The following is a 15,319-nucleotide window of genomic DNA, read 5'->3' on the forward strand; positions in this document are numbered from 1 at the left end:
GGTTGCCTTGGTTTTTGCCCGGGGGGCGCCGTGGCCGTTTTCGGGGGGGCCCCCCCCCGGCGGCCGGGGGGGGGGGGGGGGCGCCCGGGCCCCCCGGGGGGGGGCGGGGGCCCCCCCCCCCCCCCACGAACAGCACCCCCCACCCACCCGCGCCCGAACCCGCCCCCACCCTCACCCCACCCGGATCACGATCTTCCCCCGCGTGTGCCCGCCCATGCTCTCCCGAAAGGCATCCGCAGCCTTCTCCAGCGGATACACCGACGCCACCTCGACCTTCAGCTCCCCCCGCTCCACCAGCGCACCCAGCTCGGTGAGGTCCGCCGTGTCCGGCCGCACGAAGACGTACGTCCCGCCGAGCCCCGTCACCGCCCCGTCCGCGACGGACGCCAGCCGCCCGCCCGCGGCCAGCAGCGACGGCGACACCTGGAGCGCCTCGCCACCCACCAGGTCGAGCACCGCGTCCACGCCACCGGGCGCGACCTGACGCACCCGCTCCGCCAGGCCGTCCCCGTACGCGACGGGCACCGCCCCGAGCGACCGCAGGTAGTCGTGGTTGCGCTCACTGGCCGTGCCGATGACCTTCGCCCCCAGCGCCCGCGCGATCTGCACGGCCAGCGACCCCACCCCACCGGCCGCCGCATGCACGAGCACGGTCTCCCCGGCCTTCACCCGCAGGCTCTTCACCAGCGCCTGGTACGCCGTGAGCCCGGCCAGCGGCAGGCCCGCGGCCTCCTCGAAGCCCACGTTCGCCGGCTTGCGCGCCAGCGTGCGGACGGGCGCGGCCACGTACTCCGCGAAGGTCCCCCGCCCCACGAGGTCCTCCCGTACGTAACCGACGACCTCGTCCCCCGGCGCGTACTCGGTCACGGCCGCACCGGCCTTCTCGACGACACCCGCCACGTCCCACCCGGGCACGACGGGGAAGACGGCGTCCAGCACCGGGTCCAGGTATCCGCCGAGGATCTTCCAGTCGACCGGGTTGACCGAGGCCGCCTTCACCTTGATCAGCACGGAGTCCGGCCCCAGCTTGGGCTCGGGCCGCTCGACGTACTCCAGGACGTCGGGGCTGCCGTAGGAGCTGTACGTCATGGCCTTCATCGAAATACTCCAAACTCCGCGATCTCAATACTTGAACATCTCAAGCAATACCGTCCGACGGTAAGCCTCAATCATTGAGATGGTCAAGTTTCCGGGCGTACACTCGTCTCCATGCCAGCCAACCCGCCGCACCCGGCCCCCGCATCCCAGGACGGAACCGCCCCGCCCACCAAGGCCGAGCTCGTCGACCGGCTGGCCGGGGCCTTTGGCCACTACTACGGCGACTTCACCGTCGCCGCCGCCACCGAGGGACTCACCCCCAGCCAGGCCAAGGCACTGAGCGTGCTGCGCTTCTCGCCTGCCCCGATGCGCGCCCTCGCCACCCTCCTGGCCTGTGACGCCTCCAACATCACCGGCATCGTCGACCGGCTGGAGAAGCGCGAACTGGTGCGCCGCGAACCCAGCCCCACCGACCGCCGTGTGAAGAACGTCGTCCTGACCGTGGCCGGCGAGGTCACCATCGACGCCATCCGGGCCCGTATGCACGCCACACTGGACGCTCTGGACACCCTGGACGACTCGGACCGCACCGCCCTCTTCACGCTCCTGGGCCGGGTCTTCCCGGGCGGTCGAGGCGGTCCGGAGAACACCCGCTGACGCCTACGCTTGGCGCATGAGTACGTTGCGCACGCGCCCCGCCGATGGACTGCCGGAAGGACTCCCCGAGGGCTCCGCGGCCTCTCCCACCGGACTTCCCCAGTGGGACCGCTGCGCGGTCATGGGGGTCGTCAACGTCACCCCGGACTCCTTCTCCGACGGCGGCCGCTGGTTCGACACCGCGGCGGCCGTCAAGCGGGGCCTCGCGCTCGTCGCGGAGGGCGCCGACCTGGTCGACGTGGGCGGCGAGTCCACCCGCCCCGGCGCCAGCCGCGTCGACGCCGACGAGGAGCTGAAGCGGGTCGTGCCCGTGGTGCGCGGCCTGGTCGCCGAGGGCGTCACCGTCTCCGTGGACACCATGCGCGCCACCGTCGCCGAGCAGGCCGTCGCCGCCGGAGCGGTCCTCGTCAACGACGTCAGCGGCGGCCTCGCCGACCCCGCCATGGTGCCCGCCGTCGCCGCCACCGGCGCCCCCTTCGTCGTCATGCACTGGCGCGGCTTCAGCGAGAACATGAACAGCCTCGCGGTGTACGACGACGTGGTCGCCGAAGTCGTGACGGAACTGCGCACCCGGGTGGACGCCGTCGTCGCGGGCGGCATCGACCCGGCCCGCATCGTCGTCGACCCCGGCCTCGGCTTCGCCAAGCGCGCCGAGCACGACCTCGCCCTCCTCGCCCACCTCGAAGACCTGCGCACCCTCGGCTTCCCGCTCCTGGTCGCCGCCTCCCGCAAGCGCTTCCTCGGCCACGTCCTGGCCGGTGAGGGGGCCGCCCCGCCGCCCGCCCGGGAGCGCGACGCCGCCACCGCCGCCGTCTCCGCGATCGCCGCGCACGAGGGCGCCTGGGCGGTCCGGGTGCACGAGGTGCGGGCCACCGCCGACGCGGTACGGGTCGCACGCGCCGTCTCCGGCGCACGCCGGCACCGTACGAGCACATCAGCGGCAGGCCCCCGGTGACGCCCCGGGGCACCGACGTCGAGCAGGTCGAACTGGCCAACACGGCGTTCTACGAGTGCCTGGAGCGCGGCGACTTCGAGGAGCTGTCCGCGCTCTGGCTGGACGACGAGATCTCCTGCGTGCACCCCGGCTGGCCGGTGCTCTCCGGGCGCGGCGAAGTGCTGCGCTCGTACGCGCTGATCATGGCGCACACGGACTACATCCAGTTCTTCCTGACCGACGTGAAGGTCTCCGTGATGGGCGACACCGCCCTGGTGACCTGCACCGAGAACATCCTCAGCGGCGGCCCCGCCGACGAGGAGAGCGGCGAGCTGGGACCGCTGGTCGGCCAGCTGGTCGTCGCCACCAACGCCTTCCGGCGCACCCCGGACGGCTGGCGGCTGTGGGCGCACCACGGCTCGCCGGTGCTGGCCGACGCCGACGAGGACGACGACGCGTGAAGGCCCCGTCGTACACCGCGTGAAGGTCTCTCCCTTCGATTCCTCCTCCTGAGGGACGGCGAATCCCCATGCCGAGTGGGTAGGGGCACCGAAGAACCCGAGACCCGCGGGCGGGGCCTGTCAGTGCTCGCAGGTAGATTCGGTTCCCAGGTGATGTGCCGCCCGCATACGGCACGGACCCCCGATGACTACGAACAGCAGGAGTGATTCGCGTGGATCGTGTCGCGCTGCGCGGCCTCAAGGCCCGTGGGCACCACGGCGTGTTCCCCAGGGAACGCGAAGAGGGCCAGACCTTCATCGTGGACCTCGTCCTCGGCCTGGACACCCGTCCTGCCGCGGCCGACGACGACCTGACGAAGACCGTCCACTACGGCGTGGTCGCCGAAGAGGTCGTCGAGGTCGTCCAGGGCGAGCCGGTCAACCTGATCGAGACCCTCGCCGAGCGGATCGCCCAACAGTGCCTCAAGCACGACGGGGTCGAGGAGATCGAGGTGACGGTCCACAAGCCCGACGCCCCGATCACCGTCCCCTTCGACGACGTGACCATCACCATCACCCGGAGCCGTGTATGAAGCCCATGCAGAGCGACCCCACCGTCCAGCCGGTTCCCACCTCGGTCACGGAGCAGGTCGACGCCGCCGACATCACCCTCTCCAACCCCAAATGGGCCGTGATCGGCCTCGGCTCCAACCTCGGCAACCGCCTGGAGACCCTCCAGGGCGCGGTGGACCTCCTGGAGGACACCCCCGGCATCCGCGTCAAGGCGGTCTCCCCGGTGTACGAGACGGAGCCGTGGGGCGTCGACCCCGGCTCCCAGCCCTCGTACTTCAACGCCGTCGCCCTCGTGAAGACGACCCTCCCCCCGGCCTCACTGCTGGAGCGCGGCCAGGCCATCGAGGAGGCCTTCGACCGGGTCCGCGAGGAGCGCTGGGGCCCGCGCACGATCGACATCGACATCCTGTCCTACGCGGGCGTGGTCTCCGACGACCCGGTCCTCACCCTCCCCCACCCCCGCGCCCACGAGCGCGGCTTCGTGCTGGCCCCCTGGCACGACGTGGACCCCGAGGCGCAGGTCCCCGGCCGGGGCACGGTCGCCGAACTCCTCGCCGCCGTCTCCACCGACGGCGTACAGGCCCGCGCCGACCTGGAACTCCGGCTGCCCGAGTAAGCGTTGACGTCATACGACACTGGTGTCGTACGGACACCAGTGACCGACTGACGACGTGACGACGACATGACGGAAAGCGGAGCTTCGTGAAGCAACTACGGCTCGGAGTGCTGGTCGGCCTGTTCGCCGCGGCCGGGGTGCTGTCCTGGGCGGGGGCCCGCCTGTGGTCCTCGATCGACACGCTGCCCGGCGTGCCCGTCGCGGCGCCGATCGTGCTGGCACTGATCGCCGCCGTGCTGCTGGCGACGGCCCTCTCGATGCGCTCCCGGCTGCGCGCCCAGCGCGAGCGCAGGCCCGGCGCCAAGGGCGTCGACCCGATGATGGCCGCCCGCGCGGTCGTCTTCGGCCAGGCCAGTGCCCTGGTCGCCGCTCTCGTCGCCGGTCTGTACGGCGGCGTGGGCGTCCATCTGCTCACCGAGGCCCTCGACCTCCCCGCCCGCCGCGACCAGGCCCTCTACGCGGGCTTCTCGGTCCTGGCGGGCGCGGCGGTCGTCGCCGCCGCCTTCTTCCTGGAGCGCGTCCTGCGCCTCCCGGACGACGACGAAGGGGCCCCGGCGGCCGACGCCGCCTGAGCCCCTCTTCGTACGTACCCGGAAAACGTCAGCGGGCCATGATCAGGCTCATCGCCTCGGCCCGGGTGGCCGGGTCGCGGAGCTGGCCGCGCACGGCCGAGGTGATGGTCTTCGCACCCGGCTTGCGGACCCCGCGCATGGTCATGCACATGTGCTCGCACTCCACGACGACGATCACGCCGCGCGGCTCCAGGATCTCCATCAGCGAGTCGGCGACCTGCGTGGTCAGCCGCTCCTGCACCTGCGGGCGGCGCGCGAAGACGTCCACCAGGCGGGCCAGCTTCGACAGGCCGGTGATCTTGCCGTCGGAGGACGGGATGTAGCCGACGTGCGCCACGCCGTGGAACGGGACCAGGTGGTGCTCGCAGCTCGACATGACTTCGATGTCCTTCACCAGGACCATCTCGTCGTGGCCCAGGTCGAACGTCGTCGTCAGGACGTCCTCGGGCTTCTGCCACAGACCCGCGTATATCTCCTTGTACGCCCGTGCCACCCGCCCCGGGGTCGCCCGCAGGCCCTCGCGGTCCGGGTCCTCCCCGACGGCGATGAGGAGCTCGCGCACCGCGTTCTCGGCGCGCTTCTCGTCGAACTCGCCGATGGTGGCCTCGCCGTCCAGCGTCACCGGGTCGGTCATCAGTGCCTCGTTCCTGTGGTTCATCCGCGCAGGCATACGGAAATGCCGCGACCCCCAGGCTAAAACCTGGGGGTCGCGGCATCCATTCCGGGCCGGTGTGACACCGGCGACGGGTGGGTCCTCCCCTGCTCGAACGAAGCTGAGAGCTTGGGGAAGGGACTAGCTGTTCTCCGGGCGGTCCTCCGGGACGGCCTCCGCCGGGGTGGCGTCCTTGGTCACCGAGGTGATCGCGGGCGTCGTGCCGTTGGCCGCACCGTTGGTGAGGGCCAGCTCCTTGGGCGAGAGCACCGGCGGGCGGGTGGAGGGGGTGCGGCGGGAAGAGCCGGTCCACGCGGGGCGGGCCGGGCGCTTCACGATCGGCTGGAAGATCTCGGCGATCTGCTCCTTGTTCAGCGTCTCCTTCTCCAGGAGGGCCAGAACGAGGTTGTCGAGGACGTCGCGGTTCTCGACCAGGATCTCCCACGCCTCGTTGTGCGCGGTCTCGATGAGCTTCTTGACCTCTTCGTCGACGAGCGCGGCAACCTCTTCCGAGTAGTCGCGCTGGTGCGTCATGTCCCGGCCCAGGAAGGGCTCGGTGTTGTCGCCGCCGAACTTGATCGCGCCGAGGCGCTCGGTCATGCCGTACTGCGTGACCATCGCGCGGGCCGTACCGGTGGCCTTCTCGATGTCGTTCGCGGCGCCGGTGGTCGGGTCGTGGAAGACCAGTTCCTCGGCGGCGCGGCCACCCAGCATGTACGCCAGCTGGTCGAGCATCTCGTTGCGGGTGGTCGAGTACTTGTCCTCGTCGGGCAGGACCATGGTGTAGCCCAGTGCCCGGCCGCGGGACAGGATCGTGATCTTGTGGACCGGGTCCGAGTTCGGGGAGGCCGCCGCGACCAGGGCGTGGCCGCCCTCGTGGTACGCGGTGATCTTCTTTTCCTTGTCGGACATGATCCGGGTCCGCTTCTGCGGGCCCGCCACGACGCGGTCGATCGCCTCGTCCAGCATGTGGTTGTCGATCAGCTTCTGGTTGCTGCGCGCGGTGAGCAGCGCCGCTTCGTTCAGCACGTTCGACAGGTCCGCACCCGTGAAGCCGGGCGTACGACGGGCGACGGCGCCCAGGTCGACGTCCGGGGCGACCGGCTTGCCCTTCTGGTGGACCTTGAGGATCTCCAGACGGCCCTGCATGTCCGGACGGTCGACCGCGATCTGCCGGTCGAAACGGCCCGGGCGCAGCAGCGCCGGGTCGAGGATGTCCGGGCGGTTGGTGGCGGCGATCAGGATGACGCCGCCCTTCACGTCGAAGCCGTCCATCTCGACGAGCAGCTGGTTGAGCGTCTGCTCGCGCTCGTCGTGACCGCCGCCCATGCCGGCGCCGCGGTGGCGGCCGACGGCGTCGATCTCGTCGACGAAGACGATCGCCGGGGCGTTCGCCTTGGCCTGCTCGAAGAGGTCACGGACACGCGAGGCGCCGACACCCACGAACATCTCGACGAAGTCGGAGCCCGAGATGGAGTAGAAGGGGACCCCCGCCTCACCGGCGACGGCGCGCGCGAGGAGCGTCTTGCCGGTGCCGGGCGGGCCGTACAGCAGTACGCCCTTGGGGATCTTGGCGCCGACGGCCTGGAACTTCGCGGGCTCCTGGAGGAACTCCTTGATCTCGTGGAGCTCCTCGACCGCCTCGTCGGACCCGGCCACGTCGGCGAAGGTCGTCTTCGGGGTGTCCTTGGTGATGAGCTTCGCCTTGGACTTCCCGAACTGCATGACCCGGGAGCCGCCGCCCTGCATCTGATTCATCAGAAACAGGAAGACGACGACGATCAGGACGAAGGGCAGCAGGGAGAGCAGGATGCCGACGAAGGCGTTCTGCTTGGTCGGGGTGACGGTATAGCCCTTTTCGAGCTTGCCCTCTTCGAACTTCTGGTCGAGCTTCGCGGTGAGCTTGGAGCCCTGGTCTCCGATGTAGCTCGCCTGGATCTTGGAGCTGTCGTCGACCTTGAGGTCGCCCTTCAGCTCCAGCTTGATGATCTGTTCGTCACCAGTGGTCAGTTTGACCTGACGGGCCTGGTCCTTGTCGATCGCCTGGATGACCTTGCCGGTGTCGACCGTCTTGTAGCCGCCAGACGAGCCGACGACCTGCATCAGCACGACCACGGCGAGGACGGCCAGCACGATCCACATGACCGGCCCACGGAAGTATCGCTTCACGTCCATCCATACGGGGCGAACTGCGCCCCGTCCCTCCTGCCCGTAGGTAAATGCCGCTGAATAAAAGACTGTTCTTCGGACGGTACCCCAGCATTGTCACCCGCGGCCGCAGGGGACGGCTGACAAAGCTGCCTTCCCCTGCTCCAACGGCGGGAATTGCGCGAGGGTTCCCCGATATGGCCCTGAGGTGTCCCCGGGGGGCCGGACGGGGGCCCGACTGCCGGGGTCCTGCCGGGGTCCTGCTGGGTTCAGCCCCCGTAGACGTGGGGCGCGAGGGTCCCGACGAAGGGGAGATTGCGGTACTTCTCCGCGTAATCCAGGCCGTATCCGACGACAAACTCATTCGGAATGTCGAAACCGACCCACTTCACGTCGATGGCGACCTTTGCGGCCTCCGGCTTGCGCAGCAGAGTGCACACGTTGAGGGAGGCCGGCTCGCGCGAGCCGAGGTTCGACAGCAGCCACGACAGCGTCAGGCCGGAGTCGATGATGTCCTCGACGATCAGGACGTGCTTGCCCTTGATGTCGGTGTCCAGGTCCTTGAGGATCCGGACCACGCCGGAGGACTGGGTGCCCGCGCCGTACGACGACACCGCCATCCAGTCCATGGTGAGCGGGGTGGACAGCGCACGCGCCAGGTCCGCCATCACCATCACGGCGCCCTTGAGGACTCCGACGATGAGCAGGTCCTTGCCCGCGTACTCCGCGTCGACCTCGGCGGCCAGCTCGGCCAGCTTCGCGTCGATCTCTTCCTTGGTGATGAGCACCGACTTGAGGTCGGTGCCCATGTCGTTCGCGTCCACCCGCATCACTTTCGTAGAACTTCGGCCCTGCCGAATCAGCCCTGCCGAATGACCAGTCTGCCACCCTGCCGCTGAGCCTCCACCCGGCCGGGGAGGTTGATGACCCCCTGCCCCCGCCATCCGGTGATCAGTCGGTCCACCTCCTCGATGTGCCGGGCGAAGAGTGATCCGGCGGGCGAGCCCACCTCGATGACCGCTTTGCGGAGCACCCTGCGGCGCACCGCGGGCGGCAGCGCGTAGAGCTTGGCGCACTCCAGGCGGCCGGTGTCGTCGCGCACGGACCGCTCGGCCTCGGCGGCCCAGTGGTCGAGGGCGTCCGCGTCGTCGCGGGAGAGCTGGGCCGTCCGGGCGAGGGCTTCGACGACGCCCTTGCCGAGCGCCTTCTCCAGGGCCGGGAGGCCTTCCTGGCGGAGCCGGGAGCGGGTGTAGGCGGGGTCGGCGTTGTGCGGGTCGTCCCAGACGGGCAGGGACTGGACCATGCAGGCCTTGCGGGCGGTCTGCCGGTCGAGCTGGAGGAAGGGACGGCGGTAGCGCCCGGCCGCCCCCGAGACGGCCGCCATTCCGGACAGGGACCGGGTGCCGGAGCCGCGGGCGAGGCCGAGGAGGACGGTCTCGGCCTGGTCGTCGCGGGTGTGCCCGAGGAGGATCGCGGCCGCTCCGTGCCGCTGGGCGGCGCCGTCGAGGGCGGCGTAGCGGGCGTCGCGGGCGGCGGCCTCGGGGCCTCCGGCCCGTCCGACGGTCACCGAGACGGACTCGGCGGGGGTGAGGCCGAGCGCGGTCATGCGGGAGACCACCTCGGCGGCCCGGGTGCCGGAGCCCGCCTGGAGGTTGTGGTCGACGGTGATGCCGCCCGCGCGGACGCCCAGCTTGGGCGCCTCGAAGGCGAGCGCGGAGGCGAGCGCCATGGAGTCGGCGCCGCCGGAGCAGGCCACGAGCACGAGCGGCGCGGTGGCCGTCTCGTGCGGGTCGTGATGTGCGCGGTGGTCGTTCAGGCTGTGGTCGTTCAAAACGTCGTGGAGTACGCGGCGGACCGCCAGGCGTATCGCCGCGACCGCAGGATGGGGACCCATGTCCGGTGCCCTTCGGTGGAGTTGGGGTGCCTCGGGAGGAGGACGCCTCTGTCACTGAGAGTGCGTAGATGGTGACAGAAACGAGCGGTTACCCGAGCATTGCACGCCTACCCAGCGCTTACGGTCCCTCAGATGGGTGATTTAGGGGGCGTTTCTCTTACCGTTCCTGCCGTCGCACACACCGGTTTCACGCTTCTCCCTTACGGTGCACCCTCGCGACCCAGTCCGCCGGTTTGGCGATCTCGGACTTGGTCGGGAGCGTGTTCGGAGAGGTCCAGATCCGGTTGAAGCCGTCCATCCCGACCTCGTCGACGACCGCGCGGACAAACCTTTCGCCATCCCGGTACTGGCGCAGCTTGGCGTCCATGCCCAGCAGCCTGCGCAGCGCGAGGTCGAGCCGGGAGGCCCCCTTGGCGCGGCGCTGCTGGAACTTCTCCCGGATCTCCGCGACGGAGGGCACGACCTGCGGGCCGACGCCGTCCATGACGTAGTCCGCGTGCCCTTCGAGCAGCGACATCACGGCGGTGAGGCGCCCGAGGATCTCGCGCTGCGCCGGGCTCTGCACCAGCTCGACCAGGCTGCGCCCGCCCTCGTCCTCCTCGCCTTCGGGGCGGCTGCCCGAGAAGGACTGCACGGCGTCGCGCACCCGCTCCAGGAGGGTCATCGGGTCGACGTCGGTCTCGCTCAGGAAGGCCTGGATCTCGCCCTCCAGGTGGTCGCGCAGCCACGGGACGGCGGTGAACTGGGTGCGGTGGGTCTCCTCGTGCAGGCACACCCACAGCCGGAAGTCGTGCGGGTCGACCTCCAGCTCCCGCTCCACGTGCACGATGTTCGGCGCGACCAGCAGCAGCCGTCCGCCGCCGTTCTCGCCGGACGGCAGCTCGCGGGTGGCGGGCGCGAAGGTCTCGTACTGGCCGAGCACCCGGGAGGACAGGAACGACAGCAGCATCCCTACCTCGACGCCGGTGACCTTGCCGCCGACCGCGCCGAGCACGGCGCCGCCGGGGGTGGACCCGCGCCGCTCCTCCATCTTCTTCAGGAGCGGCTTGAGCAGCTCCCGGAAGCCCGCGACGTTGGCCTTCACCCAGCCGGTGCGGTCGACGACCAGGACCGGGGTGTCCTCGGGCTCGTGCCCCTCGGGAATCATCCGGGTGAACGCGCGCACGTGTTCCTCGGAGGCCTTCGCGTGCCGGCGCAGCTCCGCGACGACGGCGCGCGCCTCTTCCCGGCTGATGTCCGGTCCGGGCCGTACGAATCGGGCCGCGGTCGCGACCGCGAGCTTCCAGTCGACCATCCCTGATGAGGCTGCACCACCGAGGCTCGTCATGCGTCAACCGTACGTTGTCGAGTGGTGCGGGGGGAGTTGATGCGGGCCCCTCTCGAAGTGGAGCCCCGCGGTCCGCTCCCTGCGGGGTCAGGGCGCCGTCGTCAGCGCGGAGGCCAGGGCGTCGAGGGCCTTCTGGGCGGCGTCGGCGTCGACGGTGTCGCCCGCGAGGAAGGCGAAGGCGACCAGGCGGCCGCCCTTCGTGACGGCGGTCCCGGCGAGCGTGTTCACTCCGGAGAGCGTGCCCGTCTTGGCCCGCACCAGGCCGGGGCCGGCCGCGCCGGAGTACCGGGTGCTGAGCGTCCCGCTGAAGCCCGCGACCGGCAGGCCGGTGAGGACCGGGCGCAGTTCGGGGTGGGCCGGGTCGGCCGCCCGTGCCAGCAGGCCGGTCAGCAGGGCGGCGGACACCTTGTCGGCGCGGTCGAGGCCGCTGCCGTCGGCGAAGTGCGCCCCGTTCAGCGCGCCCTGGGCCGGGAGGTCCAGCTTCGCCAGCCGGTCGTACACGGCCTTGCCCGCACCCGCGAAGCTGACCTCTTCGCCCGCGGCGAGCGCGGTCTGCCGGGCGAGGGCCTCGGCGATGTCGTTGTCGCTGTTGGTGAGGGTGCGCTCGACCAGGGCGGACAGCGGTGCGGAGAGCACCTTGGCGACGGGTTCGGCGTCGGCGGGGGCCTTCTCCGCGGCGGGCCGCCCGGTCACCTCGACGCCCGCGCCGCGCAGCTCGTCCGCGAAGGCGCGGGCGGCGTCCCCGGCCGGGTCGGGCGTGCGGTCGGCGGTGCCGCTGCTGGAGCCGTTGGTACGGCCCTCGTTCACCATCAGGGAGGTGACCCGGGCGAGGTTCTCGTTGCCCTTGCCGATGGGGTGGATGTCGGGGCCCGCGTACAGGCTGGTGTCGTACGCGACGGAGACCGGCCCGGCGCCCTTGTCGCGCAGGGCGCGCGCCGTGTCGGCGGCGAGGGTGCGCAGGCCCTCCTTCTCCAGGGTGGGGTCGCCGCCGCCCTTGAGGACGACCTTCCTGGCGTCGGGCGTGGCGAGCACCGTGGTGGCGATGCGGTGGTCGGGGCCGAGTGCGGAGAGGGCGGCGACCGTGGTGGCGATCTTCACCGTGGAGGCGGGCGTCATCACGGTCCGCTCCCCGCTGCCGTACAGCTGGGTGCCCGTGGCGGCGTCCACGACGGAGGCGGACTGCACGGAGCCGAGGGCGGCGCTGCCGAGCAGCGGTTCCAGCACCTCTTTGAGGTGCCCGGACGGAGCACCGGCGCCGGCGGGAGCGCCGAGTGCGCTCAGGACGCCGCGTGCGCTGGGTGCGGGGGCCGGATCGGCCGGATCGGGACGCGCGGCTTCGTGATGTGCGCCACCCGTACGGTCCTGTGCGGCCGCGAGGTCGCGCTCGGCCTTACGCTGACCGGAGTCCCAGGGCCCCGCCACGGCCACGGCACCGGCCGCAAGCGCCAGTCCGGCGACGGCGGAGCCCGCCGTGAGCTGCCAGGTCTTGAGCTTGGGCACTGCGGACCAGCCCCTTTCGCGATCACAGGTCTGCGTGAGGGACACTTAATCACTGCGTCTTGCGCGAGCACGGCACCCCGCGGGGCACTTCCGACCCATTCGGCCGGGGCTCCGGGGGTCGGTTTCCTCCGGGGGGACGCAGATTTCCCACAAGACTGTGTTGATCATGGAGGAGCCACCCGTGGAGTTCGACGTCACCATCGAGATTCCGAAGGGTTCGCGGAACAAGTACGAGGTGGACCACGAGACCGGCCGGATTCGTCTGGACCGTCGGCTCTTCACCTCGACCAGCTACCCCGCGGACTACGGCTTCGTCGAGAACACCCTCGGCGAGGACGGTGACCCGCTGGACGCGCTGGTCATCCTGGACGAGCCCACGTTCCCGGGCTGCGTCATCAAGTGCCGCGCCATCGGCATGTTCCGCATGACGGACGAGGCCGGCGGCGACGACAAGCTGCTGTGCGTCCCGGCGTCGGACCCGCGCGTGGAGCACCTGCGCGACATCCACCACGTGTCGGAGTTCGACCGCCTGGAGATCCAGCACTTCTTCGAGGTCTACAAGGACCTGGAGCCGGGCAAGTCGGTCGAGGGCGCGGACTGGGTCGGCCGCACCGAGGCGGAGGCCGAGATCGAGGCCTCCTACAAGCGCCTTGAGGCGCAGGGCGGGGCTCACTGACCTGCGCACATGCGCCAGGCAGATCCCGTGCGGCGGGCGGTTTCCTCTGACGAGGAGACCGCCCGTTTGCTTGTACGGGGCCGGGTCGCCCGGGGCTGGGGGGTGCAGCGGTACGGGTGTGCGGGTAGGGGCGGTGTCGAGGGCGCCCAGGGGTGGCCCCAAGGGGGCGGTAATGGGTTGAGCATGGACATACTGGGCGGGCGGGAATGTCGGAGCCTGGAGCGGCGGGAGCGAGGCGAGTGGTGGCGGAGGCGCAGGGCGGCAAGGGCGGGTCACGGGCCGAGGAGGTCGAGGACCGCAAGCCGCAGTCGGACGAGGCACGGAGCGCGTTCACACCGCCGTCCGGCGTGAAGTCCGGCGCAGTGCCCAGCGCGAAGTCCGACGCAGTGCCCGGCGCTAAGACCGGCACGGCGTCCGGAGCGAAGTCCGGCACGGCATCCCGTTCGCAGTCCAGCGCGACGTCCAGCACGAAGACCGGCACGGCGTCCGGTTCACAGTCCAGCGCGACGTCCGGCGCGAAGCCGGCCCCGCGCGCGCCACGCAATCCGTCCGGCACCACCTCCGGGATCGGCGCCACCCAGGCGATACCCGTGGTGACCCTGGACGAGGACCAGTCGGTGACCTCGGAGTTCGCCCTGCCGCAGGGGCTGAAGGCCGCTCCGCCGGTCGAGGAGGACCAGCCGACCTCGGAATTCCAGCTTCCGCAGGGGCTGACGCCCGAGACGCAGCCCGCGCAGGAAGGTTCCGCCTTCGACGTGCCGAAGACGGCGGCACAGAAGCGCAGCACGAGCGGTTTCGACACCCCGAAGACGTACAGCGCACGGCATTCGCCCCCGGCGTTCACGCCCGCGCACGGGATACCCATGGTCAAGCTGACCAAAGAGGCCCCCTGGCAGGACCGGATGCGCACGCTGCTGCGCATGCCGGTCGGCGACCGCCCCGTACCGGACAGCGTGCAGCGGCACGGGGACGACGAGGACTCGGGTCCGGCAGTCCCCCGCGTGCTCGACCTGACCCTGCGCATCGGCGAGCTGCTGCTCGCGGGCGGCGAGGGGGCCGAGGACGTCGAGGCGGCCATGTTCGCGGTGTGCCGGGCCTACGGGCTCGACCGCTGCGAGCCGAACGTCACCTTCACGCTCCTGTCCATCTCGTACCAGCCCTCCCTGATCGACGACCCGGTCACGGCGAGCCGTACCGTCCGCCGCCGGGGCACCGACTACACCCGCCTGGCGGGCGTCTACCGGCTGATCGCGGACATCACGGCCGAGGACACGGACGTCACGCTGGAGGAGGCGTACCGCCGCCTCGCGGAGATCCGGCGCAACCGCCACCCGTACCCGGGCTGGGCGCTGACCGCGGCCAGCGGACTGCTCGCGGGGTCCGCCTCCGTCCTGGTCGGCGGTGGGGTCCTCGTGTTCATCGCGGCGGCGATCGGGGCGATCCTGGGCGACCGGCTGGCGTGGTTGTGCGCGGGGCGCGGGCTGCCGGAGTTCTACCAGTTCGTGGCGGCGGCGATGCCTCCGGCCGCGATGGGCATCGGGCTGGCCTTTGTGCCCGAGAGCGCGGTGAGCGGAATCCTGCCCTCCGCGGTGATCACCGGTGGGCTCTTCGCGCTGCTGCCGGGGCGGGCGCTGGTCGCGGGCGTGCAGGACGGCCTGACCGGCTACTACATCACCGCGTCCGCCCGGCTGCTCGAAGTCATGTACTTCTTCATCGCGATCGTGCTGGGCGTGCTGATCGTGCTGTACGCGGGGGCCGGGCTGAACCCGAACCTCCACCCGGACGCCACGATGCACGTGCAGTCGCGACCGGTGATCCAGATCCTCGCCTCGATCGTCCTGTGCTTCGCCTTCGCGATCCTGCTCCAGCAGGAGCGGAACACGGTGATCATGGTGGCGCTGAACGGCGGGGTGGCCTGGGTCGTCTTCGGCGCGATGAACACGACGGGCAACATCTCGGCGGTCGCCGCGACCGCCGTCGCGGCCGGTCTGGTCGGCCTCTTCGGGCAGCTCTTCTCGCGCTACCAGTACGCGTCGGCGCTGCCGTACGTCACTGCGGCGATCGGCCCGCTGCTGCCGGGCTCGGCGACGTACTACGGACTGCTGGGCATCGCCCAGAACAACCTGAGCGCGGGCCTGGGCTCGCTCTCCAAGGCGGCGGCGATCGCCCTGGCCATCGCGATCGGGGTGAACCTGGGTGGCGAGATCTCCCGGCTCTTCCTGCGGCTGCCGGGGGCGGGGCGCGACGGGGGCAACCGGCGGGCGGCGAAGCGGACGCGGGGCTTCTAGGAAG

15 protein-coding genes are annotated in these 15,319 nt (G+C 71.1%); 8 read left to right on the forward strand and 7 right to left on the reverse strand.

Annotated elements, in window-relative coordinates:
• Positions 1 to 171: 171 nt before the first annotated feature.
• The gene (locus ACIO3O_RS28090; protein ID WP_401750503.1) at positions 172 to 1,098 is read right to left on the reverse strand and encodes an NADP-dependent oxidoreductase; all 927 of its coding nucleotides are present in this window, start codon (positions 1,096 to 1,098) and stop codon (positions 172 to 174) included.
• A 111-nt stretch (positions 1,099 to 1,209) separates the two neighbouring features.
• On the opposite strand from ACIO3O_RS28090, the gene ACIO3O_RS28095 reads away from it, so the two are divergent.
• The 6 genes from ACIO3O_RS28095 to ACIO3O_RS28120 all read left to right on the forward strand — a co-directional run bounded on the left by ACIO3O_RS28095 (position 1,210) and on the right by ACIO3O_RS28120 (position 4,830).
• Positions 1,210 to 1,695, forward strand: coding sequence for a MarR family winged helix-turn-helix transcriptional regulator (locus ACIO3O_RS28095; protein ID WP_401750506.1), 486 nt, complete (start codon positions 1,210 to 1,212; stop codon positions 1,693 to 1,695).
• Between the two features lie 121 nt (positions 1,696 to 1,816).
• The gene (folP, locus tag ACIO3O_RS28100) at positions 1,817 to 2,650 is read left to right on the forward strand and encodes a dihydropteroate synthase (protein ID WP_401750831.1); all 834 of its coding nucleotides are present in this window, start codon (positions 1,817 to 1,819) and stop codon (positions 2,648 to 2,650) included.
• Positions 2,647 to 3,090, forward strand: a complete 444-nt coding sequence (locus ACIO3O_RS28105; RefSeq protein WP_401750509.1) for a nuclear transport factor 2 family protein — start codon at positions 2,647 to 2,649, stop codon at positions 3,088 to 3,090. Before folP ends, ACIO3O_RS28105 begins: the two co-directional genes overlap by 4 nt.
• A 212-nt stretch (positions 3,091 to 3,302) precedes the next feature.
• A complete protein-coding gene (gene folB / locus ACIO3O_RS28110) occupies positions 3,303 to 3,662 on the forward strand; it encodes a dihydroneopterin aldolase (RefSeq protein WP_401750511.1) in 360 nt (119 codons plus the stop codon).
• Complete coding sequence (gene folK, locus ACIO3O_RS28115) at positions 3,659 to 4,258, forward strand: 2-amino-4-hydroxy-6-hydroxymethyldihydropteridine diphosphokinase (protein ID WP_401750514.1); 600 nt, start codon at positions 3,659 to 3,661, stop codon at positions 4,256 to 4,258. Before folB ends, folK begins: the two co-directional genes overlap by 4 nt.
• Positions 4,259 to 4,344: 86 nt before the next feature.
• Positions 4,345 to 4,830: a DUF3180 domain-containing protein gene (locus ACIO3O_RS28120; protein ID WP_401750517.1), complete on the forward strand. Its 486-nt coding sequence runs from the start codon at positions 4,345 to 4,347 to the stop codon at positions 4,828 to 4,830.
• 28 nt (positions 4,831 to 4,858) lie between these two features.
• Here the strand turns inward: ACIO3O_RS28120 and folE are convergent, their stop codons facing one another.
• The 6 genes from folE to dacB form a co-directional block, all read right to left on the reverse strand.
• On the reverse strand, positions 4,859 to 5,464 hold the full coding sequence (folE, locus tag ACIO3O_RS28125) for a GTP cyclohydrolase I FolE (RefSeq protein WP_189827004.1): 606 nt from the start codon (positions 5,462 to 5,464) through the stop codon (positions 4,859 to 4,861).
• A 159-nt stretch (positions 5,465 to 5,623) separates the two neighbouring features.
• Complete coding sequence (gene ftsH, locus ACIO3O_RS28130; protein ID WP_401750520.1) at positions 5,624 to 7,657, reverse strand: ATP-dependent zinc metalloprotease FtsH; 2,034 nt, start codon at positions 7,655 to 7,657, stop codon at positions 5,624 to 5,626.
• 242 nt (positions 7,658 to 7,899) lie between these two features.
• Positions 7,900 to 8,460 (reverse strand): hypoxanthine phosphoribosyltransferase, encoded by a 561-nt coding sequence (hpt, locus tag ACIO3O_RS28135; RefSeq protein WP_266664910.1) that lies wholly within the window; start codon positions 8,458 to 8,460, stop codon positions 7,900 to 7,902.
• Positions 8,461 to 8,489: 29 nt separating this feature from the next.
• On the reverse strand, positions 8,490 to 9,524 hold the full coding sequence (gene tilS / locus ACIO3O_RS28140; protein ID WP_401750524.1) for a tRNA lysidine(34) synthetase TilS: 1,035 nt from the start codon (positions 9,522 to 9,524) through the stop codon (positions 8,490 to 8,492).
• A 187-nt stretch (positions 9,525 to 9,711) separates the two neighbouring features.
• On the reverse strand, positions 9,712 to 10,851 hold the full coding sequence (locus ACIO3O_RS28145) for a zinc-dependent metalloprotease (RefSeq protein ID WP_401750527.1): 1,140 nt from the start codon (positions 10,849 to 10,851) through the stop codon (positions 9,712 to 9,714).
• Positions 10,852 to 10,938: 87 nt separating this feature from the next.
• Positions 10,939 to 12,351 (reverse strand): D-alanyl-D-alanine carboxypeptidase/D-alanyl-D-alanine-endopeptidase, encoded by a 1,413-nt coding sequence (gene dacB, locus ACIO3O_RS28150; protein ID WP_401750530.1) that lies wholly within the window; start codon positions 12,349 to 12,351, stop codon positions 10,939 to 10,941.
• 181 nt (positions 12,352 to 12,532) lie between these two features.
• On the opposite strand from dacB, the gene ACIO3O_RS28155 reads away from it, so the two are divergent.
• Positions 12,533 to 13,027, forward strand: coding sequence for an inorganic diphosphatase (locus tag ACIO3O_RS28155; protein ID WP_185034151.1), 495 nt, complete (start codon positions 12,533 to 12,535; stop codon positions 13,025 to 13,027).
• Between the two features lie 566 nt (positions 13,028 to 13,593).
• Positions 13,594 to 15,315 (forward strand): threonine/serine exporter ThrE family protein, encoded by a 1,722-nt coding sequence (locus ACIO3O_RS28160; RefSeq protein ID WP_401750834.1) that lies wholly within the window; start codon positions 13,594 to 13,596, stop codon positions 15,313 to 15,315.
• Positions 15,316 to 15,319: the final 4 nt, after the last annotated feature.

The sequence above is a fragment of the Streptomyces sp. NPDC087440 genome (genome assembly GCF_044744005.1).
Taxonomy (GTDB): Bacteria; Actinomycetota; Actinomycetes; order Streptomycetales; family Streptomycetaceae; genus Streptomyces.